This is a genomic window from Borreliella bissettiae DN127, assembly GCF_000222305.1.
Taxonomy (GTDB): Bacteria; Spirochaetota; Spirochaetia; order Borreliales; family Borreliaceae; genus Borreliella; species Borreliella carolinensis.
In genome coordinates, this window is record NC_015921.1 from 188,949 (window position 1) to 214,467 (window position 25,519).

The 25,519-nt window shown below is 27.3% G+C and carries 19 protein-coding genes, 3 tRNA genes and 1 pseudogene; 17 read left to right on the forward strand and 6 right to left on the reverse strand.

The features are described from left to right. Positions 1–13: 13 nt before the first annotated feature. Positions 14–574, reverse strand: a complete 561-nt coding sequence (gene infC, locus BBIDN127_RS00915; RefSeq protein WP_002556788.1) for a translation initiation factor IF-3 — start codon at positions 572–574, stop codon at positions 14–16. 204 nt (positions 575–778) lie between these two features. Between infC and BBIDN127_RS00920 the strand changes: the two genes are divergently transcribed. After that, positions 779–1,432 (forward strand): hypothetical protein, encoded by a 654-nt coding sequence (locus tag BBIDN127_RS00920; RefSeq protein WP_014023443.1) that lies wholly within the window; start codon positions 779–781, stop codon positions 1,430–1,432. Position 1,433: 1 nt separating this feature from the next. Continuing rightward, positions 1,434–2,174, forward strand: coding sequence for a hypothetical protein (locus BBIDN127_RS00925; RefSeq protein ID WP_014023444.1), 741 nt, complete (start codon positions 1,434–1,436; stop codon positions 2,172–2,174). Positions 2,175–2,186: 12 nt separating this feature from the next. On the opposite strand, the gene BBIDN127_RS00930 is transcribed toward BBIDN127_RS00925, so the two are convergent. Together BBIDN127_RS00930 and BBIDN127_RS00935 are read right to left on the reverse strand one after the other, a co-directional pair. Next, positions 2,187–2,996 carry a TatD family hydrolase gene (locus tag BBIDN127_RS00930; protein WP_044054931.1) on the reverse strand — a complete coding sequence of 270 codons (810 nt, stop codon included), beginning with the start codon at positions 2,994–2,996 and terminating at the stop codon, positions 2,187–2,189. Next, a complete protein-coding gene (locus BBIDN127_RS00935; protein ID WP_014023446.1) occupies positions 2,993–4,132 on the reverse strand; it encodes a tetratricopeptide repeat protein in 1,140 nt (379 codons plus the stop codon). The genes BBIDN127_RS00930 and BBIDN127_RS00935 overlap by 4 nt, the downstream gene beginning before the upstream one ends. Positions 4,133–4,468: 336 nt before the next feature. Here BBIDN127_RS00935 and prfA point away from each other — a divergent pair, with 336 nt between their 5' ends. Genes prfA through BBIDN127_RS00955 form a run of 4 tightly spaced genes read left to right on the forward strand, consistent with a single transcriptional unit; the run spans position 4,469 to position 10,619 of the window. After that, positions 4,469–5,542, forward strand: coding sequence for a peptide chain release factor 1 (prfA, locus tag BBIDN127_RS00940; protein ID WP_014023447.1), 1,074 nt, complete (start codon positions 4,469–4,471; stop codon positions 5,540–5,542). A gap of 2 nt (positions 5,543–5,544) precedes the next feature. After that, on the forward strand, positions 5,545–6,405 hold the full coding sequence (gene prmC / locus BBIDN127_RS00945; RefSeq protein ID WP_014023448.1) for a peptide chain release factor N(5)-glutamine methyltransferase: 861 nt from the start codon (positions 5,545–5,547) through the stop codon (positions 6,403–6,405). Next, the gene (spoT, locus tag BBIDN127_RS00950) at positions 6,362–8,365 is read left to right on the forward strand and encodes a guanosine-3',5'-bis(diphosphate) 3'-pyrophosphohydrolase (RefSeq protein ID WP_014023449.1); all 2,004 of its coding nucleotides are present in this window, start codon (positions 6,362–6,364) and stop codon (positions 8,363–8,365) included. The genes prmC and spoT overlap by 44 nt, the downstream gene beginning before the upstream one ends. Next, positions 8,355–10,619 (forward strand): hypothetical protein, encoded by a 2,265-nt coding sequence (locus tag BBIDN127_RS00955; RefSeq protein ID WP_044054932.1) that lies wholly within the window; start codon positions 8,355–8,357, stop codon positions 10,617–10,619. Before spoT ends, BBIDN127_RS00955 begins: the two co-directional genes overlap by 11 nt. 6 nt (positions 10,620–10,625) lie before the next feature. Here the strand turns inward: BBIDN127_RS00955 and BBIDN127_RS00960 are convergent, their stop codons facing one another. Together BBIDN127_RS00960 and BBIDN127_RS00965 are read right to left on the reverse strand one after the other, a co-directional pair. After that, positions 10,626–11,711, reverse strand: a complete 1,086-nt coding sequence (locus tag BBIDN127_RS00960) for a D-alanine--D-alanine ligase (RefSeq protein ID WP_014023451.1) — start codon at positions 11,709–11,711, stop codon at positions 10,626–10,628. A gap of 1 nt (position 11,712) precedes the next feature. After that, the gene (locus BBIDN127_RS00965) at positions 11,713–13,239 is read right to left on the reverse strand and encodes a UDP-N-acetylmuramoyl-L-alanyl-D-glutamate--2,6-diaminopimelate ligase (RefSeq protein WP_014023452.1); all 1,527 of its coding nucleotides are present in this window, start codon (positions 13,237–13,239) and stop codon (positions 11,713–11,715) included. Positions 13,240–13,353: 114 nt separating this feature from the next. On the opposite strand from BBIDN127_RS00965, the gene BBIDN127_RS00970 reads away from it, so the two are divergent. From BBIDN127_RS00970 to BBIDN127_RS01000, 7 genes and pseudogenes are all read left to right on the forward strand, one after another. Beyond that, positions 13,354–13,426: transfer RNA gene (locus BBIDN127_RS00970), tRNA-Cys, on the forward strand. 84 nt (positions 13,427–13,510) lie between these two features. Continuing rightward, positions 13,511–14,749 (forward strand): annotated as a pseudogene (locus BBIDN127_RS00975) (hemolysin family protein). Positions 14,750–14,797: 48 nt separating this feature from the next. Further along, positions 14,798–15,733, forward strand: a complete 936-nt coding sequence (gene hflK / locus BBIDN127_RS00980) for an FtsH protease activity modulator HflK (protein WP_014023454.1) — start codon at positions 14,798–14,800, stop codon at positions 15,731–15,733. Then, positions 15,734–16,705 carry a protease modulator HflC gene (gene hflC / locus BBIDN127_RS00985; protein WP_014023455.1) on the forward strand — a complete coding sequence of 324 codons (972 nt, stop codon included), beginning with the start codon at positions 15,734–15,736 and terminating at the stop codon, positions 16,703–16,705. Positions 16,706–16,912: 207 nt separating this feature from the next. Continuing rightward, positions 16,913–16,985: transfer RNA gene (locus tag BBIDN127_RS00990), tRNA-Phe, on the forward strand. Between the two features lie 22 nt (positions 16,986–17,007). Further along, a tRNA-Phe gene (locus BBIDN127_RS00995) sits at positions 17,008–17,080 on the forward strand. Positions 17,081–17,109: 29 nt separating this feature from the next. Next, positions 17,110–18,660: an HD-GYP domain-containing protein gene (locus BBIDN127_RS01000; protein ID WP_014023456.1), complete on the forward strand. Its 1,551-nt coding sequence runs from the start codon at positions 17,110–17,112 to the stop codon at positions 18,658–18,660. A gap of 3 nt (positions 18,661–18,663) precedes the next feature. Here BBIDN127_RS01000 and rsmD read toward each other — a convergent pair whose 3' ends face one another. Beyond that, on the reverse strand, positions 18,664–19,233 hold the full coding sequence (gene rsmD / locus BBIDN127_RS01005) for a 16S rRNA (guanine(966)-N(2))-methyltransferase RsmD (protein ID WP_044054933.1): 570 nt from the start codon (positions 19,231–19,233) through the stop codon (positions 18,664–18,666). Positions 19,234–19,285: 52 nt separating this feature from the next. Between rsmD and BBIDN127_RS01010 the strand changes: the two genes are divergently transcribed. From BBIDN127_RS01010 to BBIDN127_RS01025, 4 genes are read left to right on the forward strand one after another with little or no spacing between them, the layout of a single operon-like run. Further along, positions 19,286–20,122: a UTP--glucose-1-phosphate uridylyltransferase gene (locus BBIDN127_RS01010; RefSeq protein WP_014023458.1), complete on the forward strand. Its 837-nt coding sequence runs from the start codon at positions 19,286–19,288 to the stop codon at positions 20,120–20,122. After that, entirely contained in the window at positions 20,109–21,854 is a 1,746-nt protein-coding gene (locus tag BBIDN127_RS01015) for a BB_0208 family protein (RefSeq protein ID WP_014023459.1), read from the forward strand. Before BBIDN127_RS01010 ends, BBIDN127_RS01015 begins: the two co-directional genes overlap by 14 nt. A 26-nt stretch (positions 21,855–21,880) precedes the next feature. Further along, positions 21,881–22,648, forward strand: coding sequence for a tetratricopeptide repeat protein (locus BBIDN127_RS01020; protein WP_014023460.1), 768 nt, complete (start codon positions 21,881–21,883; stop codon positions 22,646–22,648). After that, positions 22,641–25,514 (forward strand): tetratricopeptide repeat protein, encoded by a 2,874-nt coding sequence (locus BBIDN127_RS01025; RefSeq protein WP_014023461.1) that lies wholly within the window; start codon positions 22,641–22,643, stop codon positions 25,512–25,514. The genes BBIDN127_RS01020 and BBIDN127_RS01025 overlap by 8 nt, the downstream gene beginning before the upstream one ends. The last annotated feature ends 5 nt before the right edge of the window (positions 25,515–25,519 follow it).

The following is a 25,519-nucleotide window of genomic DNA, read 5'->3' on the forward strand; positions in this document are numbered from 1 at the left end:
TTTAATTTAATATTTATTTTTTAAACTTAGGTGCTACAATCAAAAACATTGTTTTACCTTCCATTTTAGCCGCAGATTCCAAAACATAATTCACATCCCCTACTTTTTCAAGAATGCTATTCAAGATACCATATCCTAAATATGTGTGAGCAAGTTCACGACCTCTAAATCTTATTGTAACTTTAACCTTATTTCCATCTTTTAGAAAACCTAAAATGTTTTTTGATTTAAAATCAAGGTCATGAGCATCTATTTTGGGCTGCATTCTGACTTCCTTAAGCTTAATTACTTTTTGATTCTTCTTTTGCTCTTTTTGACGCTTTTCTTGATGGAATTTATATTTCCCATAATCAATAATCTTACAAACCGGAGGAGATACATTAGGAGAAACCTCAACCAAATCAAGTCCAGCTTCCTTTGCTTTTTTAATAGCATCTTCAATCGATAAAACTTCTTGTGTCCCATTTTCAAAAATAACTCTTACCTCACGAGCCTTAATTCTGTAATTAATTTTCAATTCCTTGTCATTTGATCTGGACCTATCCCTATCTCTATTGGCATTTCTATTTATCATTTAAAAAATATATACTCCTAAATCAATTAATAATTAATATTAATACTTAATTCTATTATACATTCACTAAAAAGTAAATTCTAAGAATAATGTTTACAAAAAGTAATAAAATTAAAAACATTGATAAAACAAATATCCAAATCACACAAGTTTTTAATCAATCAATTGATTTAAAAAACGTTTAAAAGTAGAATTGTACTTACAATGAGTTTATTTTTATTAATAAGTCTACCGCTAATATTACAAATTTATATGGATATTAAGTTAAGACAAAGTCAAACAAAAAATACCCAAGCCCATGTTTTAGCAATATTTCTTGCAATAATAATGTTTTCTTTCCTTTATTTAACTCAGGAATTTATTCTATACAGATCATTTGAATTAGATTACACATCAAGAATAAGTCTGGGAATTTCAATATTTATCAAAGAACATTTATACTACTATATATTCCCACTATTAATATTTATATTTTTTTTTACTCTAAATGAAAATTCTTTATTTAAAAAAAAATTAACAACTCTTATATATTTCACATTTGGACTAATTTTTTCTAAAAACTTAGAAATAATAATTCTAAATAGCAAAATTTTTGGAATCTATGAATATATTGAATTGCCAATACTTAATGCAATAGAGCTAATATTTTCAGCCACAATCTTTGAAAAGAAAATTAAAAACTGCCAAAAATACTCGGTAAAAGAATACAAAATCATTCTTTCTCCTATTATATTTTTAGGATTATTTATTGCAATTTTAAAAACATTAATTCTAACCAATATGAGAATCTATGCACTAATAATACTTGGATTGGTTTTAATATCTATAGCTATCAATAATAAGTATACTAGGAAATAAAATGTCTGTCCCAAAAAAACTTGCTATAATGGTGCTCTTAGCAATTTCAACACAAGGATGCAAAAAATCTTCCATTACTGAAAAACAATTTAATTATTCAATAATTTTCTCAGATGCAACTGAATATTTTTTTGAAATTCAAAAAACTCCATTCATAAAAAATGAAATACTATTTATAAATGATAAAAATTTAGAAATTGCAAAAGACAAGCTTAAAACAACAAAAAAAATACTATTAACGCACAAATCAAATAATGAAATACTAAATAACGAAATTTTAAAAGAGAAAATTTTTTATCTATCAAAAATAAAATTTTCTCTAAAAAAATCTATTGATTTTCTGCTCAACGAAAAATCAATAAACTTGCAAAAAACATTAATATTTAGAGACAAATCTCTAAATAGCGAAGACCTTGAATACTTGGAAAAAAAGGGCAAAGAAAAAAATGCTAATATTACCCTAATAAACGAAAAAAACATATCCTATATGCAAACATTTATTACTCCTCAAATAAACACAATAATATTATTCTCCTTAAGGGATAATAATATTATTTTAAAAAAAATATCAAATTCGCCCTTTTTCAAAAATATAAAATTTGTATTAATTGGCAATACAAGAAAAGACTTAAAAATCATTAAGCTGCGATATATAATCACTCTTAAAGAGCCTGATTTAATAAAAATAGTAAAAGACATTGAAAATAACTTCCAATATGAATTTAGCATTTACAAACAATAAAAATGATTAAATTTAATGCAACAATAAAAGATCTTTAAAACTATTGTATACTGCAATAGCAACATCATTAACAGAGCAATTTTTAATCCTTGCAATCTCAAGACATACATATCCTAAAAACAAAGGTGAATTAATTTTACCTCTCAATGGTACTGGAGCTAAAAAAGGACTATCCGTTTCTATTAAAAGATCGTTGGTATTTAACTTGCCAACAAGAATCCTTAAAGATTGTGCATTTTTAAAAGTTATATTACCCGAAAAAGAAACTTTAAATCCCAAATCAATAAATTTTTTAGCATGCTCATAAGTTCCTGAATAACAATGCAATATACCCCTATTTAAAAAATTTAAAGACCTTACAATATTATAGACATCATCATAGGCATCTCTTATATGCAAAATAACTGGCTTTTTATATTTATAAGCCAAATATAATTGCTCTTCAAAAACTTTAATTTGGAATTTCTTGTTATCTGCTTTAAAATAATCAAGGCCAATCTCGCCAACAGCAACAACATTTTCATTAATCAAAATTTTTTCAAGCTGTTTAATATCATCTTTAAAGTGATCACTTAAATTTAAAGGATGAATACCCGCCGTTAAAAACACATTAGAAAAAGGACTTAAAAGATCTTTTCTATCATTAAAATCACTAGGATGCAAGCCGACATCAAGAAAATAAGAAAAGCCGTTTTTAAAACATTCATTAATAATGTAATTAACGTCCAAAGATCTTTTCTTTAATTCATAAAAATGAACATGGGTATCTATTAATTTATCAAAAAAAATAGATTTTTCAATTTCAAGTAAAGAGTCCATCATTCCATTTTTTTCCTAAGAGCTGCAAGGTAGTCAATAACAATAATATTTTTCATACCAAGATGTAAAAAGCTTGACAAAATATCAATGGCATTCTCAATCTGCCCCAACGCTTCATAACATTCAGCAGCATTAACATACAATGCCGAATTTTTAGGATTATTTTTAATTAAGCTTTTAATGGCTATTAATGCTTCTTCATATTTACCCTGATCCTTTTGAATAAGAGCAAGTCCAAGTATGGCAAACATATCAAAATCAACATCAAGAGCCTTTTTATAATAAATTTGAGAATTTTCATAATCATTCAAATAGCGATAAGCATCTCCTACTCTTGTAAGAACCAAATTATTTTTTGGATCTTTTTCAATAATATCAAGCCAATATTTTAAAGCCTCTTTGTACTCCTTATTCCCTCTATAACAATCAGCAAGTCCAAAAACAGCATAAAAATTGCTAGGTGAAATTTCTAAAGCTTTTTTAAAAAAATAAATTCCTCTGGTAAATTCCCTTAGCTTGCGATAACAATTGCCAATTGAAGTTAATACTCTAACGTCAACTTTGGATTGATTTAATTCATACATTTTAAGCCAATACTTTAAAGCCTCTTTATATTCTTTAAAGTCATAATACAAATGGCCAATACCTACAAGCGCATAATCATTCTCAGGCATTAATTCCATTACCTTAAGATAAGTTTGCTTAGATTTTTGAAAATTTTTTAGCTTCCTGTAAGAAGCCGCAACTCTTGTTAAAACCGTTATATTCTCAGGATCATATTTTAAATATTCTTCCCATATGTCTGTGGCTTTTTTATAATTATCTAAATTTCTGTAACAATCTCCAAGTCCAAAAAGAGCATAATTATTGCTTGGATGCTTTACAAGACATTTTTGATAATAAACTATTGCTTTGTCGTAATTATTCTTCTTCCTTTCAATGTCTCCAAGCCCAACAAGAGCATAATTATTCTCATTATCCTTTTCAAGGATATCAGAAAATAAACTTTCTGCTTCAGAAAGCCTTTCTTCTTTGATCAACTGATATCCTCTTTTTGATTTCTCAGTGACATCAAGAAGCTGATCATCAGAAATATTCGAGAGATCTTCTAAAGCATCCAAAATTTTTTCATTTAACATAAATACCCCTTTTAAATCGGTTTATCAAAGATATAACTTTAACTACCTCAAACACACCACAAATAATAATACGTAAAGCTCAATTTATATATAAATACAACAAAACCTAATCTAACTTTAATATCCAACTTAATAACATTCATTATATAAAAAAACATGAAAAAATATAATTGATTTTTATTAATCAAGATTATTCTATTTATTTCATTAAAGCAGTTTTGAAAAAAATACTAAAATAAAACATAAACATAGACATCAACGCAAAACTTATTAAAAAGTCTAACAAAAAAACCTAAAATTAATATAAACTATTACTATCTTTCAGGAGAAATCATAATGCTTTTAGAAAAATTAAATTCAGCAACAAGTAAGATTAAGTTGATAGAAGAAAAATTGCAAGATATAAATCTAATTAAAGATCAAAAAAAATATTCAAAGATAATAAAAGAATATACATATTTAGAAAAAATAAATACTAAAAAAATTGAATATGAGAAAATACTAAGTCAAATTAATGATACCAAAACCATCTTGGAAGAAGAAGATCAGCAAGAAATGAAAGAATTGATAAAACAAGAACTAATTGATCTAGACAAAAAAAAAGAAGATCTTGAACAGCAAATAAAAATACTACTTTTGCCTCAAGATGAAAATGACAGCAAAAACATAATAATTGAAATTAGGGCTGGAACAGGCGGAGAAGAAGCTGCTCTTTTTGCAAACAATCTTTATAGCATGTATATAAAATATTCAGAGAAAAAAAAATGGAAAACAGAAATCATAAACTTCAATGAAACAGAACTTGGAGGATTTAAAGAAATAATCTTTGAAATTAAAGGAAAAGATGTATTTAAAAAATTAAAATACGAAAGCGGTGTTCACAGAGTGCAAAGAATCCCAATAACAGAGTCTAGCGGAAGGCTTCAAACCTCGGCTGCTACTGTAGCGGTGCTACCCAATATTGAAGAAACTGAAATTGATATCAATGAAAAAGATTTAAGAATTGATGTTTACAGATCGTCTGGAGCTGGTGGACAACACGTCAACACAACTGATTCTGCAGTCAGAATAACACATCTACCAACAGGAATTGTTGTACAGTGCCAAAACGAAAGAAGTCAACATAAAAACAAAGATCAAGCAATGAAAATATTAAGAGCAAGGCTTTATGAATTTGAAGATTCCAAAAAACAAGAACAAAGATCAAGCAACAGAAAACAACAAGTCGGCTCAGGAGATAGATCTGAAAGAATTAGGACCTATAATTTTCCTCAAAATAGAATAACGGATCATAGAGCAAACATCACTCTTTATAAATTAGAAGAATTTATGCAAGGAGAACTTGACCCACTTCTTGATCCCTTGATGATAGAACTTCAAGAACAAACATTAAAAAGCAGCAATATCTAGCAATGAATGTAAGCGAAGTTATAAATTATGCTAAAAGCAAAAATTTAGATACAATAGAAGCGCTACTAATACTTGAATTAATTTTAAAAACTAGAAAAGAATTAATAATTGCAAATATAAAAAAAAGCTTAACAAAAAAAGAACAAAAGCTTTTTTTTGATCAAATAGATAAAATTAAAAAAGGTATTCCTATTCACTACATACTTCAAAAAAAAGAATTTATGGGAATTGAATTTGACCTAAACAAGCATGTATTAATCCCAAGATTTGATACAGAATGTTTAGCTGAAGAAGCCTTAATTCAAATTCAACAAAATAGATTTAAAAAAATATTAGACTTATGCTGCGGTAGTGGGTGCATAGGGCTTTCTATCGCCTATTACATGAAAGAAAAAGTAATACTCTCGGATATTTCAACAAAAGCTTTACAAATAGTTGAAAAAAATACAAAAAAGCTCAAACTTGAAAAATTTGTAGAAATAATTCACTCTAATTTGTTAAAATGTATAAAGGGAAAGCTTGATATAATTATTACAAATCCTCCTTATTTAAACAAAGAAGAATTAGAAATAAAAAATAAAATAATAAAAGAGCCCACAAAAGCTCTTTTGGGATTCGGGAAAGATGGGCTTAATATTTCTCGAAAAATATTAAGCCAAGCAAAAGAAAAGCTTAGTCCAAATGGACTCATAATAATAGAATCGGCTCCTTGGCAAATAAAAAGTTTGAAAGATTTTGCAATCAAAAAAGGATTTTCACATTTAAAAACAATTTACGATCTTGAAAAGAGAGCAAGAGCACTAATATTAGGACAAAGGGATGATACAAGCATACGAGATTGCACACTTGATAAAGATAAATGATCTTGAAAAAGCTAAAAATATTTTTAAAAAAACTGTTGAGAATACTTACAAAGATGAATTTGAACGAAAAAGCATATTCAAAGCTTTAGAAATAGCAGAACAACTCCACTATGGTCAATACAGAGAAAGTGGAGAGCCTTACATTATTCATCCAATAATGGTTTCATTATTTCTTGCCAAATTTCAACTAGACTTTAAAGCAACTATTGCTGGACTGCTGCATGACGTACTTGAAGATACAAACATCGAAAAAGAAGAAATAGTAAAAGAATTTGACGAGGAAATTTTAAGCCTAATCGACGGCGTAACTAAAATTCATGATTTACATAATAAAACAAGAAGCATAAAAGAGGCTAATACTATCTCAAAAATGTTTTTTGCAATGACACATGACATTAGAATAATAATAATAAAACTGGCAGACAAGCTTCATAATATGACAACACTCTCTTATTTGCCTAAAAACAGACAAGACAGGATTGCAAAAGATTGCCTTTCAACTTATGTTCCAATAGCAGAACGCCTTGGAATATCATCTCTTAAAACATATCTTGAGGATCTTTCATTTAAGCATCTTTATCCTAAAGATTATAAAGAAATAAAAAATTTTTTATCTGAAACAAAAATAGAAAGAGAAAAAAAATTATACAAAGGCAAATTATCAATAGAAAAAGAACTTCAAAAAAGCGGAATTGAAGCAGAAATTACAGTAAGATCAAAACACTTTTACTCAATATTTAGAAAAATGCAAACAAGAACAAATAAGCTTACTCAAATTTTTGATACTCTAGGAATAAGAATAATTTGCAAAAAACAAAAAGAATGTTATGAAATATTAGAAATTGTTCACCGAGTGTGGAAACCAATTCCGGGAAGACTTAAAGACTACATTGCAAGTCCAAAAGAAAATAACTATCAATCACTACACACTACTGTAAGAATACCTGAGGACAACCAGCTTATTGAAATACAAATTCGAACAGAAGAAATGGACAGAATTGCTAATTATGGGGTTGCGGCCCACTGGATATACAAAGAACAAATCACACTTAAAGCTGACGATCTTTCATTTATAAACCGAATAAAAAAATGGCAACAAGAATCGGCAAACAAAAGCCAATATTCAATGAATGACATACACAAAGAGTTGTTAAATACATTCATATATGTTTACACCCCAGAAGGAGAAGTAGTAGAACTTCCCTTTGGATCAAATTCAATTGATTTTGCATACATAATCCACACAGACATTGGAGATCAAGCTCTTTATGCAAAAATAAATGGAAAAATAAGCTCAATCACAAAACCACTTAAAAACGAACAAATTGTTGAAATATTCACGTCAAAAGATTCAAAACCAGATGTAATATGGCTAAACAGTGTACGAACAAAAAAAGCTCGATCAAAAATTAGATCGTGGCTTAACAAAAATGACAACACAATTTTTGTAGATAACAATATTATTGCGTATCTTGTTGGAGCAAATAAAGAGCAAAGAAAGCTTTTTAGCTTGTTTAAAGCTTATACCAAAACCAAAATAAAAAGAATTGCAATAGACCCTGAATGCAGCCCAACAACAGGTGAAGATATTATTGGAATAATACATAAAGACGAAATAATAGTGCACAATGAAAATTGTCAAAAGCTTAAATCTTATAAAAAAACCCAATTGATTGAAGTTGAGTGGGAAGCAACGCCAACTCGGAAAGTGCATCACATTATCTTGCTCTTAAAAGAACTTAAAGGGATATTTAGCTATCTTGAAAACATTTTCACACTCAACGACGTAAGACTTATTAGCGAAAAAATAGAAGACTGCGGCAATGGTCATGGAATAACAAATATAATAGTATCATCAAATGCCAAAAATATAACAAAAATTATTTCTGCTTTAAAAGAAAATCCAAATATCTTACAAATAATGCAAATAGAAGAAGATATTAAAAATTATGATAATTAATATATTGTTATCATTATTATTGCTTGGCTCAACAGGCTCCACCATTGTGCCAAATAAAACAGGAAAAAATATATTCAATTTAAGCAATAAAACTACAAACATAGAAGCTGAAAAGAGAATAAAAACACACATTAGAAAAATTCATCAACTAAATGAAAGACAAGAAAAAATAATAAATACTTTTAATTATATAAAAAAATATTTTAATACAAATGAAGTTAAATATATGGAATATTCTTTACAAGAAATTGGATTTATTGGGTATTCACAAAAAATAATACATTCTAAAATCAAAGGGAAAAACATAAATACTTATAATATAATCGTTCCAATTAAAATACAAAATAATTTAAAAAATAATTTAGCAATTGGAATTGCAATTGAGCTTTTGCATAAACTTAAAAATACTAACCCCGAAAACAACATAAATTTTTTTTTTGTTGAGGATGATTCTTTAGAAGAAAATACAATAATTAGTAGCAGAATTTTACTTAGCAACAAGTATTTAGGGAAAAATACAAATACAATATACCTAATGTTAAACGAAAATAAAATAAAAAATAAAATTTACTTAGAAAATGAATCTTTTATAACAAATTCAAAAACAAATTTGGGATTTTTAAAAGCCATTATAAAAACCTTTGAAAAAAATAAACTTGATTTTAATACATCAAAAATAACTGAAAAAAAATTAAACACTTTATACAATCTATATCGTGATGAATCTATACCCCTTTTAATAATAAACAATAATTTAAACCCTATATTAACTGGAAATAAAAATACTATTTTTGAAATTTACAAATCAATTGAAGAAACATTGATCGGTGAGTACAAAAGTAAAAATACCAATGAAATACACTATATTGTAATTGATACGCCTTTTAAAAAAATAATAATTAATGAAATTGCTTTAATAGCATTAATCTACATTTGCTATAACTTAATTATAATTGTATTTATTAGAAAATTTAAAGAAGCTGGACTAGTTATGAAAAAAGTAAAAAATAATTACTACAAATTAGTAAGATTATTTTTTACTTTATTTTTAAGCGCTTATTTATCTTTATTGCTTACAAATAAAATATTCTCGGGCTATGAAAACACAGCGATTTACAGCATAACAAATCCCAAATATCTAATAACTTTTTTTTCAACTTTACTCATACATAATCTTTTGTCTCTTTTTACATATAATTTCACAATATATTTAAATTACAGACAACTTAAATACCTAGCAATATCAACCTCTATTATTGAACTAATAATATTAATGTTTGTTAAAATAGAATTTATCTTAATAATTATCATAAAAAGCATTTTATTGTTAATAAAACCAAATAAAAATACTATTATTCGAAAAATAATGGTATTAATCATTTGGATAATCAATTTTGCATTAATAACATTAATACAAAATACTACATCAATCAAAAATACGCTCACACTAAGCTATCTAATATCAATTTGTCTTTTTTCTACCATATTTATTAATATCTCAGAACATTTAAAATCCAAACTCCCAAAAATTAAACAAAATTTAAAAAAAGCTGAAAAACTTGGTCTTGCAACTTTTTTTTTAATAACCGCAATCATAATATCTAGCAATATTGATAAAAAAGAGCATGCAATACAAATAGAACAAACAGTTAGCTTTCCAGAAAAAATAAATAAAATAAAAATTGAATATCCAAAAGGCAATAAACATCCTATCCAAATAATTTCAAATGACTTTAACCTAACTTTACAAGCAAACGAAAAAACATTAAAAACTAACATTGAAGCTGATGATGAGTTAATAAATATTGATTTTAAAAAAATAGATATAGCAGAAAGAGCTGTTTATAGTATCGATTTGGTTACTCAAAAACTTGCAAATCAAATCGAGCTGCATTTTAAAAACGCATCTAAACTAATAATTTATCAAAGCAATACTCCTTATAAAATATTAGCTAATAAAATTATTTTTTCACTTAAAAAAATTAACTCTAAAAAAACAACAATTGCATTTACCCTCAAATCTCAAGACGATATAGCATATGAAGCATTTGCAAATATTCATATTAAAAAAAATCAAGTTAAAATTTACAATAAAGCTAACAATACAGAAGTAAAAAATATAAAAATAAATTACTCTTACAAAATAAAATATTCAGGAATATTGCCTAAAGCAGAAAAATATAAAAATCTTGAATACTTCAAACTAAAAGACGATAAAGAAATTGAAAATCTAAAAAATTTAAAATTAAATTAATCTAAATTAATCTTCAAAATTAATCCTTTTTTTCCTATTAATGTAACTTTGAAAAGCATAATCGATTAAATTATCCACTAGGTCTTTAAACTGAAGACCTTCATGACTACACATTTTAGCAAACATAGATATATCGGTAAATCCTGGAATAGTGTTTATTTCATTAAGATAAATAGTTCCTGTTTTTTTTTCAACAAAAAAATCAACTCTCGCCATACCTCTGAGTTCTAGATTCTTATAAGCAAGAAATGCATATTCTTTAATGCTTAACAACTGATTTGTCTCAAGATGTGCAGGAATATTAAAAATAATAGAATTTCCGGGCATAACAGAATATTTAGCATCATAATCATAAAATATAAAATCTTGCACAACAACTTCCCCGGGAGAAAATATTTTCATCTTTTCATTCCCAATAATAGAACATTCGATCTCTCTAGCCTCAATAAACTTCTCTATTACAATGGTAAGGTCATACTTTAAAGCCTCTTTAATAAAAGATTCAATCTGATTTTCACTGTAAGCTACATTTATTCCAATTGAAGATCCCAATACTGCAGGCTTAACAATAACAGGATATCCTAAAACCTCCTTTATGTTTCTTTTTACTTCCTCTTTATCTAAAAAATAATCGTGTTGTCTAAATCCAATAAAAGGCACCACCGGGATATCAAAACTTTTAAGCAAAAGTTTGCAAAAATACTTATTGCTAGAAATAGCGCTCCCTATAATACCAGCGCCAACACAAGGAATATCCATGACTTTTAAAACTCCCTGAATAGCACCATCCTCACCGGTTCTTCCATGAACAACGGGAAAAACAACATCAATCTCAAGGTTTTTGTTATTTGAAAAAATTCCAAGTCCTGGCAATAAACTAACAATGGGTAAAACATCTATATTGATGGGCTTTGGGGGATTAGAAACAGAATCTAATAAATACCAAACACCTGTACATTTATCAATATAAACAGGATAAATATTGTATTTATTTAGATCTAAAAGGGCTAAATAAATGCTATAAGCAGATTTGCAAGAAATTTCATGCTCAAAAGAAACGCCACCAAATATTAACATAAGATTTTTCTTCACATCACTTCTCCTTTTCTGATTTTTTTAAACTTAAAATAGCATTTTTAACTACCTCTTGTTCATTCCAAAAAACTTCTCTATTTTTATAAATTATTGAACTTTCATGCCCTTTGCCCAAAGCCACAACCAAATCTCCTGCCTTTGCAAGACTTATTGCTTTTTCAATAGCCCCCTTTCTATCAGGAATAAAAAATAAATCCTGATTTACAACTTTATTAACAATTCCTTTTGCAATGTCTTTAATTATACACATACTATTCTCGCCTCTTGGATCTTCATCGCAAAGTACTATTAAATCAGAATAAATATCTGCAATTTGCCCTTGCAAAAATCTTTTTTCAACATCTCTTTCTCCCGCAGAGCCAAAAACAGAAATCAATCTATTGGCAGCGAATCTTTTAAAAATAGGAAAAAGTTTAGAAAAAGCACCGGGGGTATGAGCATAATCAATTATTACAGAAAAATTCTGACCTAAGTTAACACTATCCATGCGCCCATCAAGACTTTTAATGCAAATAAGCTTATCAACAATGTCTTGAATATCGCTATTTAAAATTTGAGAAACCAAAATAAGAGCAGCCATTACATTCTCAACATTAAAACTCCCAAGCAGGTTAACATTAGCAAAATATTTAATCCCCTTGTGATAAAATTCAAACCTGGTAGAATTAGTTTTCTCATCAATAAAACTGACAAAAAAATCTGCCTTACTACTTTTTAAGCTATAAGTAAAAGATTTCTTAACAGCATTTTTAAAATCAGAAGAATAAACGTCATCAAAATTAATAACTCCAAAACCAGAAGCATCACTAACAGACCGAAAAAGACCCAGCTTGACATTCAAATAATTTTGAATTGTACCATGAAATTCAAGATGTTCATGTCCAATATTGGTAAAAACAACTGCAAAATAATTAACATCGATAAGCCTTGCTGTTTCAAGGTCAAGTCCATGAGAAGTAGATTCAAGAATTGCATATTGAGCTTCATTTTTAACCATGTTACTTAAAAATGAATGTATTTCTGTAGACTCAGGAGTTGATTGTCTGTAGGGATTTTTAATCAAGCTCCCACTCCCATCATCAAAAAATACCGTCGATATAAACCCTACTTTAACGCCCTTTTTTTTTAAAAGCAGATATATATAATAACAAACAGAACTTTTCCCGTCAGTGCCAGTAACTCCAATAACTTTTAACTTTTTTGAAGGCTCATCATAAAAAATATTTGAAAAATTAGACATAAATTTTCTTATGTTATAATCATCTACCTTGATATAAGTAACATTAGGACTGTAAAAATCCACATCTCGTGAACACACAATAACATTGCTGCCCTTTTGAATTGCGATTTCAATAAAATCATGCCCATCAAAATGAATTCCTGGAAGAGCAAAAAACACAAACCTGGGCAAAACCAATTTAGAACTATAAGTAACTCCCGATATTTCTAAATCAAGAGAACCTTTCACACATTTTATTAAATTTTGATCTAACTTTAATAAAACTTCATTAAGTTTTTTATTCATACATTAAAATTTTACATAAAACTAATAAAAATAGCTAAGAAATTCAAAATTATGCTTCAATAGAAAATATATTTACAATTTTCTATTTTTTTAATAAACTAAGCAATGTTACAAGGCGCTGTACCCAAGTGGCTAAGGGAGAAGTCTGCAAAACTTTGATTCGCCGGTTCGATTCCGGTCAGCGCCTTTTAAGGTCAAGTCAAAAATATTTTTATACTTAAGGGCATAACTTAAAGCATTTTTATTAAAGATAAATTAAAATAATACATATATGCTAGAATTAATCGTAATACTACTATTTATAATATTATCTGCTATTTTTTCAGCATCTGAAACAGCTTATACTTCATTAAGCATAATTCAGATACAAGACATAAGAAAAAAAGGAAAATCGGGAATATCGGTGTACAATTTGGTTCAATCTCCTTCAAAATTAATTACTACTATCCTTATCGGCAACAATATATCAAATATTATAGCAAGTACACTCACAACAAAATTTGTACTTGAAAAATACGGAAACAGCGCACTTGCAATATCAACAGGTCTAATAACAATAATCGTTCTAATTTTTGCAGAAATACTTCCAAAACAAATTGCAATTCTAAACAATGAAATCATTGCCCTATCTACTTCATTTTTTTTAACACCATTAATTTTTATATTTACTCCACTAATATATATAATAAACAAAATAATAAAAAAAATATTAAATCTCTTTAAAGTTAAGGCTAGCTATCAAATGACTAAAGAGAGCATAAAAAATATGCTCTCTTTAGCCGGAAGTTTAGGAATTTTAAAAAATGACTCTAGAATATTTATGCAAAAAATGTTAGACATAGATCAAGTAAGGGCTTCTGAGATCATGACTCACAGAACAGAGGTTTTTTCACTCTCAAGCTCATCAAAATTAAAAGATGTAATCAAATTGATCAAAGAAGAAGGATACTCTAGAATTCCCATATACAAAGGACAAAGCAGAGAACAGATAATTGGCATTTTAATAGCTAAAGACCTCATAGAAGTCAATAAAAAAGATATGAATAAAAACGTTTCTCAATTTATTAAGCCTGCTGTATTTGTACAACAAAACAAAAGAATAAAAGACATACTAGACATTATGAGAAAAAAACAAAAAATAATGGCAATCGTAATAGACGAGTATGGCGGTTTTTCAGGAATACTTACAATAGAAGACATTGTAGAGAAAATTTTCGGAGCAATATCTGACGAATACGACATTAAAGAGGAAAAGCCCCTGATTACTCAAATTGACGACAATACTTACTCAATACTTGGAGAAACTACTTTTGATGAGATTGAAGAGACAATTGGAATATCTATTAAGCATAAAGAATATACAAATACAATTGGGGGATACTTAATAGACCTACTTGACAAAATACCAACAAAAAACGAAACCGTAAAAACAAATGATGGATAATATTTTATTAAGGAAATTCAGAATAATAAAATCGAAACAATAACTTTTATCAAATCCAAAAAGTAGTGACAAAATTCGCTTACTAAAAGCAATTTAAAACATTAGGAGAAGCAAATGTTTGACATAAAAAAAATTTTTAACAAAACTTACGAATATTTAATAATTATTATTACTTTAATACTAATATCAATAATAGTTATTGCAAACATATTCATAGTAGGGCCATCAGAAGAAGCAATTGTACTTCGCCTTGGCAAGCTTAACAGAACTCTTGATTCTGGGATACATGTCAAGATTCCATTAATTGAAGAAAAATTTATCGTACCCGTAAAAATAGTCCAGGAAATTAAATTTGGATTTCTAATATCTCCAAGCGATATTAGAGAAAATGATAATGTAAATGACGAAAGCATGATTATTACTGGAGATTTAAATATAATAAACATTGAATGGCTAGTACAATACAAAATAAGAGATCCTTATTCATTCAAGTTTAAAGTAGAAGATCCTGAGACAACAATTAAAGATATTGCAAAGTCATCAATGAATAGATTGATTGGGGATAATACTATTTTTGAAATAATAAATGACAACCGGGTGGGAGTAACAGAAGGTGTAAAATCTTCTATGAATGAAATAATAGACAATTATAATTTAGGAATTGACGTGGTGCAAGTACAAATTAGAAATGCTCTGCCCCCAAAAGGAAAGGTTTACGAGGCCTTTGAAGATGTAAACATTGCCATTCAAGATAAAAATAAATACATAAACGAAGGAAAAAAAGAATTTAATCAAATAGTTCCCAAAATTAAAGGTGAAGCATTAAAGGTTATTGAAGAAGCCAGAGGATACAAAGAAAGCAGAATAAACAATGCATTAGCAGATACAGAAATTTTTAATGCCATACTAGACGCTTACTTAAAAAATCCCGACATTACAAAAGAAAGACTTTACAATGAAACCATGAAAGAAATACTTGAAAACAAAGATAACATTGAATTAATTGACAAAAACTTCAAAAATTTTCTACCATTTAAAGAGGTAAAATAAATGAAATTTATAATAAATCTTTTATTATCTACTGCAAAAATTATAACCTTTACAGTAATAGTTTGCTTGGCTATTTTGTCTATTTTCCAACCAATGTATATTTTGAAAGAAAATGAAATTTCAATAACCACTCGACTTGGAAAAATTCAAAGAACCGAAAGTTTAGCCGGACTTAAATATAAAATCCCATTAATTGAAAATGTACAAATATTTCCCAAAATCATTCTTAGATGGGATGGAGAACCCCAAAGAATCCCAACAGGGGGTGAAGAAAAACAATTGATATGGATTGATACAACTGCTAGATGGAAAATTGCAGACATAAATAAATTTTATACAACAATAAAAACAATGAGTAGAGCTTACATTAGAATTGACGCAGCAATTGAACCTGCTGTTAGAGGAGTTATTGCAAAATATCCTTTGCTTGAAATTATAAGAAGCTCAAATGATCCTATTCAACGTTTGTCTAATGGAGTGCTCACCCCACAAGAAACAAAAATTAACGGTATTTATAAAATAACAAAAGGAAGAAAGATAATCGAAAAAGAAATAATTCATATAGCAAACAACAATACTAAAGATATTGGAATTGAAATTGTAGACGTACTAATAAGAAAAGTTACTTATGATCCAAGCCTTATTGAATCTGTAAACAACAGAATGATTTCAGAAAGACAACAAATCGCAGAAGAACAAAGAAGCATAGGATTGGCTGAAAAAACAGAAATTCTTGGAAGCATAGAAAAAGAAAAGCTAAAAATATTAAGCGAAGCAAAAGCCACTGCTGCCAAAATAAAAGCCGAAGGGGATCGAGAAGCTGCAAAAATCTATTCAAATGCATACGGCAAAAATGTTGAATTTTACAAATTCTGGCAAGCATTGGAAAGCTATAAAGCAGTATTAAAAGATAAAAGAAAAATTTTCTCAACAGATATGGATTTCTTTCAATATCTTCATAAAAGAAATTGAAAGTTTATTAGTATAAATTTTTTCTTTAAATACCTGTAAAATATAAATTCTGTTATTATATAAATTAAATTTTTAGAATTGCTCATTTTAAAACCCCAAAGCTAGCTATAAATCATTTTTTTAGCAATATATCCAAAAGTTAAAATTTAAGAAAAGAGTTGACAAACATATATACTTATGAAAAAATTAAGGTACTAGAATAAAAATGCTGCTGTAGCTCAGTTGGTAGAGCATAGGACTGAAAATCCTTGTGTCAGGAGTTCGATTCTCCTCGGCAGCATACATTTATTTAAATTGCAATTGTCGCTGTAGCTCAGTTGGTAGAGCATAGGACTGAAAATCCTTGTGTCAGGAGTTCGATTCTCCTCGGCGACATTTATTTAAAAGATTAAAAGGATCTCAAAGTGATACTTAAAGAAATAAAGCAAATAAAAGATCTAAACGAACAAGACATAATTTTTGCAAGAATAGGAAACTTATCAAAACTTGGCACAAGAGTAAATGAAAAAATCATTAAAATACTTTCTAAAGGAAATACACCATACATTCCTGTAATTAAAAAAGAAGAAGATGAATCATATGAAAACCTGATAAAAAAAATAAATGAAAAAATTTTAAATGATGATCTTAACTATTTAAGAGAAAAGTTAATAGATAATCTAAAAGATGTATATAAGCCTTTCAAAGAAGACGACCCAATATTTATTACCAAGAGCAAAAAACCACTCATGAAAATAAATACATTAATGGAGGCTGAGCCTAATCAAATTTATTGGAAAGAAATATTGGAGGGAAGCTTTAAAATACTTCCAAGGCATAAAATAATATCTTTGCAAAAAATTTTATTAGAAATATATCATTATTTTGATGTTCAAAAACTTAGAACAAAAGAAAACCTTAAAGATAAAAAAACTTTAAAAAAATTATATTTATATTCCGCTAGAAGAGATTATGAATTTTTTAAAGGAAAAGTCAAAACAGAAGGTGATTCAATACTATTACATTCAGTCGATACAACAATTTACTTTCTAATTACAATTGCAAATTTAAACAAAATAAGGTCTTTGAAAAATGCACCTCGTTCAACTATAAAATTTTTTCTTGATAAAACTGAATATACCGAATTTACAGAATTTTTTTATGCAGAAGACATGATACTACAAGCCGCACTTGGATCGCTACTACACTCAATAGGATTAATGCATATAACAATATTAGAAAATATAGGGAATAAAATAAGCCTTAAAGACAAAAATTTTAAAGAACAGCACAAATTAAAAATAGAACACTTGGAAAAAAATATTAACATTGCTAAAAATTTATTTAGAATGCGGGAAGATATTTCAGCTATTACAAAAATGATAATCAATGGACAAAAAGACTACCTTGATGCTACCGGACATCCACAGCTAAAAATCAACAAATTTATCCATGAACTTGTTAGAATTTTTTGCATAGTAGATACTTACGACGAATTGGTAAATCCAATAATAATAAAAGAAAGCACTAATCCCTTAGAGGCTGTTAAATTCCTAATAGAAAATAGTGGAAAATACTACTGGAGCAGAAAAGAACCAAACGAACAAACAAAAAACAAAAAATTTGACATTAACATGCTAGAAAATTTTTTAACAATACTTGCGCCTTTTGATTATGGGCAAATAGTAGATGTAAATAAAAAAAATAATAATGAAAATCTTTTTCAAGCTGCTGTTATTGAATACAAAATGGGCATTACACCGAATTTATCTATAATAAACAAAAAAACCCAAACTTACAAAATAGAAGAAATAATAATGGACCTTGAGAACAAAGAAATTTTAATAAAAGATGGAAACGGAAATTATAAAAAAAATCCGTTAAAAAATGTGGACGATTTTGTAATAAAAAACAGTATTCCAGAATTAAATAAGAATGAAATTCAACTCATTCTCTTTAGTTATGGGAAAAAATAAATCCTACAATATTCTCAAAAAAATAAGTTTTGATCCCCCATACCTTTTTAAATTATAAATTGAAAATTTTGACGTATTTATCTTTAAATCTTCACCAGAAGGATAATGCATAATGATACTAACTTTATCATTTAAAATTTTACCTTTTAAAATAATCTCAAGCAAATTAACCTTATTTTTATAATTAAAAGGGGGATCAAGATAAATAAAATCATAAAAAAGATCTTTTTTACCCAAAAAATCCTCTGCACTTTGAAAAAAGAATTTATAAAATTCCTCAACAAAACTAAAATTCTTAACTAATGTATTTTTAATTTTTCTATTACATTCAACAAGATGAGCAAGACTGGCCCCTCTGCTAAGAGCTTCAATAGACATTATACCAGTCCCTGCAAAAACATCCAAAATTTTTGAGTTAACAATATCCTTGAAAATAATAGAAAAAAAGGCTTCTCTAACAAGAGACATCACAGGACGAACAGAACCATTCTTGGGAAACAAAATTTTTCTACCTTTATATTTACCCGAACTTACATACATAAATAAAAATTTTAAAACAATTTTAAAAAACAATGAATATATAAAATTAAATTTTTGCTATAATCTTATTTCAAGAGAGAGAAATATGAAAGGCATTATTCTGGCGGCTGGGTATGGTACAAGATTTTTACCAATAACAAAAACAATTCCAAAAGAAATGCTACCAATTTTAAACAAACCAGCCATAGATTATATTATTCAAGAATTTATCGATTCAGGAATAAAAGACATTTTATTAATAAGTTCAAGACGAAAAAAAGTTCTTGAAGATTATTTTGACAGAGAAATTGAACTTGAAAATATTTTTTTAAAAGAAAATAAAAAAGATGAATTAGATAAGATTAAAACCAAAAAAATTAACATAAGCTTCATAAGGCAAAAAGAAATGCTAGGCACAGGAAATGCACTGCTTTATGCAAAACCCTGGATAAATAGAGAGCCTGTGATTGTAGCTTACCCTGATGATCTTTGCATTGGAAATCCACCATTAAGCTTACAATTGATCAATCTTTATGAAAAAACTGGAAAGAGCATAATATCTATCATTGAAAATCCAGAAAATATAAATAAATATGGTGTAATAGAACTCTACAAAGACGAAATTCATGTAAAAAACATTGTTGAAAAACCAAAAATTGGAAGTGAACCCAGTAATAAAGCATCTATTGGGAGATTTTTGTACAATTATGAGTTTTTTGAACATTTAGAAGAAGGATTCAAACTACACCAAAAAGGTGAATACTACCACATTTATGCTTTAAAAAAGCTAATGGATCAAAAAAAAGTATTATATAAAAATATTGAAGGAAAAAGAATTGACATAGGAACTCTTGAAGGTTATTTAGAGGCAATAATAAATTTTGCCCAAAAAGATAAAAATTTAATGGAAATTATAAAAAAAGGAATAAATGAAAACGATTAAAAAAGATTCAGAATTTTATGATTCCCTTGCCACATTAAAAAAGTATATAAATAAATACATAGAAGAAAAAGTTTTAAAATATAGTATTTCTTCCCAGCTTTACAAATTAGAAAAATCTGAAATAATTGAACTTATAAAAATTAGCAATGATTACGAAAAAGAAAAAAATGAATTAAATGCTTCACTTGAAGAATACTACTACAAAAAAACTCAAAATGAAATAATTAAAAAATGGATATTAGAAATAGTAAGAAGCAAAAATTTCGCTCAAATAAGCAAAGAAGCCAATCTCAACACCAAAAAATTAGGAACAACATATAAACTAAAATCTAGCAACTTTTTAAAACTGATTGAAATACAAAATAACCCTTATTATTCTCAAGAAAAAAAAGACATTTACAAACAAATTATATTAAATTTTTCCAGCAATATTAACATTGACAACCTAGAACGAACAATAGACATTTTGGTAGCCGTAAGAAACAAAAATAAAAATAAAATATTAAATATATTAAATAAAAATTTAAAATATAAACCGGAAAATCAAAAAGTTTTTAAATCAAGCTTAACAAATAAAGAAAGTAGACTAATAAAATTAAAAAGAATGCTAATACTTACATATTGGCCGGTTGGGTGTTTGAGTAAAAACATTTTTATTAAAATTTTAATAAAACATTATAAATACTTGGAAGAAGAAATTCTAGCACTAAAATACAATGAAATTTTAAACTACTTGCGCGCACTAAAAACTTTAAGTCTTAATGAAATTTTTTATAAAGGTTCGAATAAAAATATTAACTTCAATTACTTTTTCAGTGATTTTACTCAATACGCTCCAAAGGATTTTCAAGACACATTAAAGTGTTATTTATATGTAATTGAAAAAACAATAACAAAAAAATATTTAACTTGGTTTTTCAAAGACAAAATATCTAACAATTGGGAATCTTTCATAGATGCACTTGAATACATTGAAAAACACAAATTAATCAACATAAAAGAAAAAATAAAAGAAATTATAACTGCAAAATTTCAAACAGAAGATTTTTTTATATCTTTTGACAAAACAAATTTCAACCCCTACGAAAGCTCAATCTTTGAAGAAAGATACATTAAAAGCGCATTTTTAGAAATTATTATGCATTATGTCAAAAAAAATTCTCATAATATAGAAACTTATGGGTGGATTGCATTCTATATTTATGCTGACAAAAAGGATAAAAAAATTTTTTGTCAACTCATGAAAGAATTTTTCAAATCCAAAACCTTTGAAATACAAAATCAAATATTTGTATATTTTCTATCTTTTTATCCAAATATTGGAAATAAGCATTTCAAATTTATATCTGACATACTACTCTACCTTGACGAAAATAAAATTACAATACCTAAAAAAATAATAAAAATACAAAAAATAAATTCCAACCAACTAGATTACCAAAAATCATATACTTTAATAAAATCACTAAAAACAAGATCAAGGATTTTAAAAATTATTCTCAAGAATATAAAATTTGATCTTATTGAAACACTGGAAGATGAAAATGAGAAAAAATTATTCCCTGCAATATGCTATTTAATATATTATGAGAATCTGGTAGAATTTATAGGCAATAGAAAGATAAAATCTAATGAAAAAAACAGTTTATTAGAATTTATTTCTTTTTTCAAAACAAAATTGAAGCAAAAAATAAATTTTAAAAAAGAACTTATGAAATCTAAAGACATTTAATCTAAATTAAGTATAATGGGAAAAGAATGAGGATTTATTTATTTTTAAATAAAAATTGCAAGATCTTTATTGTATTTTTAATTTTAATATTTAATTCAAAGCTGGCATATTCTCAAAGACTAATTAGAATTGGCAAAGAAGAGATGAAAAACAAAAATTATATTCAAGCAATCGAAACCCTAAGCGATGCTATTAAAAAATATCCAAAAGTACAACTAGGCTATTACTTTTTATCAATAGCGTACAGAGAAAATAACCAACTAACAGAAGCAGAAGGAGCATTGCTTGATGGAATTGCGGTAGGGGGTGAAATCGATTACATACTATATTATGAATTAGGCAACATAATGTTTAACAGAGGAGAAGGTTACTATCCTTTAGCAATAAAATATTATTCTAATTCCATTAAAAGCAGGCCTAATTATGACAGCGCACTACTAAACAGAGCTAATGCCTATGTTCAACAAGGCAAAATAACATCTAAAGAAAAAGAATACCAAAAGGCTTGGGATTCTTATACTATGGCTATCCACGACTACTCGCAATTTATTACCCTTAGGTCAAAAACAGAAAAAAAAGACAGCATTTTACTTTTAATAAGTTATTTAAGAAATGAAAAAATTAATCTTGAAAAACTTGACAAAAGCCTAAAAGGACGAACCGAGCATATTGTATACGCGAAAGAAGATAAAAATCAAATACTTAAAGATAGTTTTAAAGATAACCTAGAAACAAATTCTTTAATTGAGCTAGAAAAACTTAATTGGCAAGAGGAGTTATACATAGATGAATAAAAAACATACAAATTTTTCGGTATTATTGCTTTTAATTTTCTTACTTATCCTATCATTTGGGGGCTTTGGTTACTATATATATCAAAGCAAATTAAATGACAAAAATCGAGAAATAATGCTAAACGAAGTTAAAAATAGCGTAATAGATCGAAACTATAAAAAAGCATATTCTGTTGCAAAACTTCTGCAAGATAAATACCCCAAAAATGAAGACATTACAATGCTTACAAATACACTAGCAGAAATTGCCAACAGCAGTCCTTTTGAATCAAACGAATTACAAAGAGACTCTGCAAATCAAATCTTAGACAAAATCAAAGGCCAAGACAATACAAAAACAAATGTAAACGAAAATTTTGATATAGCATTTAACAATAGATACATCAAAGACAGCACAATAACAGAAAACTACTCTGACAGAAACGATGATATTGGCATTGAAGATGAAGACATATCTGAATTTAAAAAAAGCAAAATCCCAGAAAAAATAAACCCAAATACAAACCCGAAAGAAGAAGATCAACCAATACAATCTCCAAATTCCAAATTAAGTGTTAATGATCAAAAAAATTTATTTAATTTGGAAAAACTAAAAAAAAACTTAAGTGAAAAATCAAATAGTGAAAATATTTTAAACAGCTCTCAAAAAATAAAAAATGATACGCAAAACACAAATTCTTCCAAAGAACAAACTTCAGAGCATATTTTAAAAACTCCAGACAACAGAAAATACTCAAACAATAGTAATGCTACAACTTTGAAAAAAAATCCTTCAAGCTCCCAAAAAGAAAGTGAACTTCCTCCACCCAGTCAAGCAATAATAGAGAAAATTCATAGGCCATATAATTACTTAATAAAAAAAGAGCTCTACGAAATATTAGACAATATTAATACTGGCAAAGTCACACTTGGAAAAAACAGATTAAAAGAATTAATTAAAAAAGGCCTAAGCAACAAATTTCAAAAAGTAAATGAGTTGATTGAAAGTTTAAAAAATAAAGAAGCTTCAAATTTACTATTAACCTTAATAAAAAAAGACATTGAACCAAATCTAATTAATGTACCAAAAGAACCTTACAAGAAAGAAATTTTTCAATTAAATAAAGAAAACAAGAAACCACAGCGCTTAGAGGATCTTAAATCTAAGGTTTATTCAATAAAACCCGTTGATCTTGAAAACAAAAAAACACGTCAACAAGCAATTAACGATCTAAACGAATTCTTGAAAAACAATCCTAATGACACCCATGCCTCTAAAACTTTAGCTCAAGCTAATAAAATACAATACCTGGAGGACCTTAAATCTAAGGTTTATTCAATAAAACCCGTTGATCTTGAAAACAAAAAAACACGTCAACAAGCAATTAACGATCTAAACGAATTCTTGAAAAACAATCCTAATGACACCCATGCCTCTAAAACTTTAGCTCAAGCTAATAAAATACAACACCTGGAGGATCTTAAATCTAAGGTTTATTCAATAAAGCCCGTTGATCTTGAAAACAAAAAAACACGTCAACAAGCAATTAACGATCTAAACGAATTCTTGAAAAACAATCCTAATGACACCCATGCCTCTAAAACTTTAGCTCAAGCTAATAAAATACAATACCTGGAGGACCTTAAATCTAAGGTTTATTCAATAAAACCCGTTGATCTTGAAAACAAAAAAACACGTCAACAAGCAATTAACGATCTAAACGAATTCTTAAAAAACAATCCTAATGACGCCCATGCCTCTAAAACTTTAGCTCAAGCTTATGAAAACAATGGGGATTTGCTAAAAGCAGAAAATGCATACGAAAAAATTACCAAACTCACAAATACCCAAGAAGATCACTATAAACTCGGAATCATTAGATTCAAGCTTAAAAAGTATCAAAACTCAATAGCATCATTTGATCAAACAATAAAGCTCGACCCAAAACATAAAAAAGCACATAATAACAAAGGAATAGCTTTAATGATGCTTAATAAAAACAAAAAAGCAATAGAATCTTTTGAGAAAGCAATACAAATTGATAAAAATTATGACACTGCCTACTACCAAAAAGGTATAGCAGAAGAAAAAAATGGCGATATGCAACAAGCATTTGCAAGCTTTAAAAATGCCTACAATCTCGACAAAAAACCCAATTATGCATTAAAAGCTGGAATAGTCTCAAACAACTTGGGCAACTTCAAACAAAGTGAAGAATATTTAAATTTTTTCAATGCCAATGCAAAAAAACCTAACGAAATTGCTATTTACAACCTGTCAATATCAAAATTTGAAAACAATAAACTTGAAGAATCTCTTGAAATAATAAACAAAGCCATCGATTTAAATCCAGAAAAAAGTGAATATCTATATTTAAAAGCATCTATAAATCTTAAAAAAGGAAATTACCAAAATGCTATATCACTTTACAACCTGGTAATTGAAAAAAACCCCGAAAATACTTCAGCCTATATAAACCTAGCAAAAGCATACGAAAAATCGGGAAATAAAAGTCAAGCAATCTCAACTCTTGAAAAGATAATAAACAAAAATAATAAATTAGCCTTAAACAATCTGGGAATACTTTACAAAAAAGAAAAAAATTATCAAAAAGCAATTGAAATTTTTGAAAAAGCGATAACCAATTCAGATATTGAAGCAAAATATAATCTTGCAACCACCCTAATTGAAATTAATGATAATGCAAGAGCTAAAGACCTTCTAAGAGAATATACAAAATTAAAACCAAACAATCCAGAAGCCTTACATGCACTAGGAATAATAGAATACAATGAAAATAACAATGATCAAACATTAAGAGAACTTATAAAAAAATTTCCAAATTACAAAAAAAATGAAAATATTAAAAAAATAATAGGAATATAAATTTC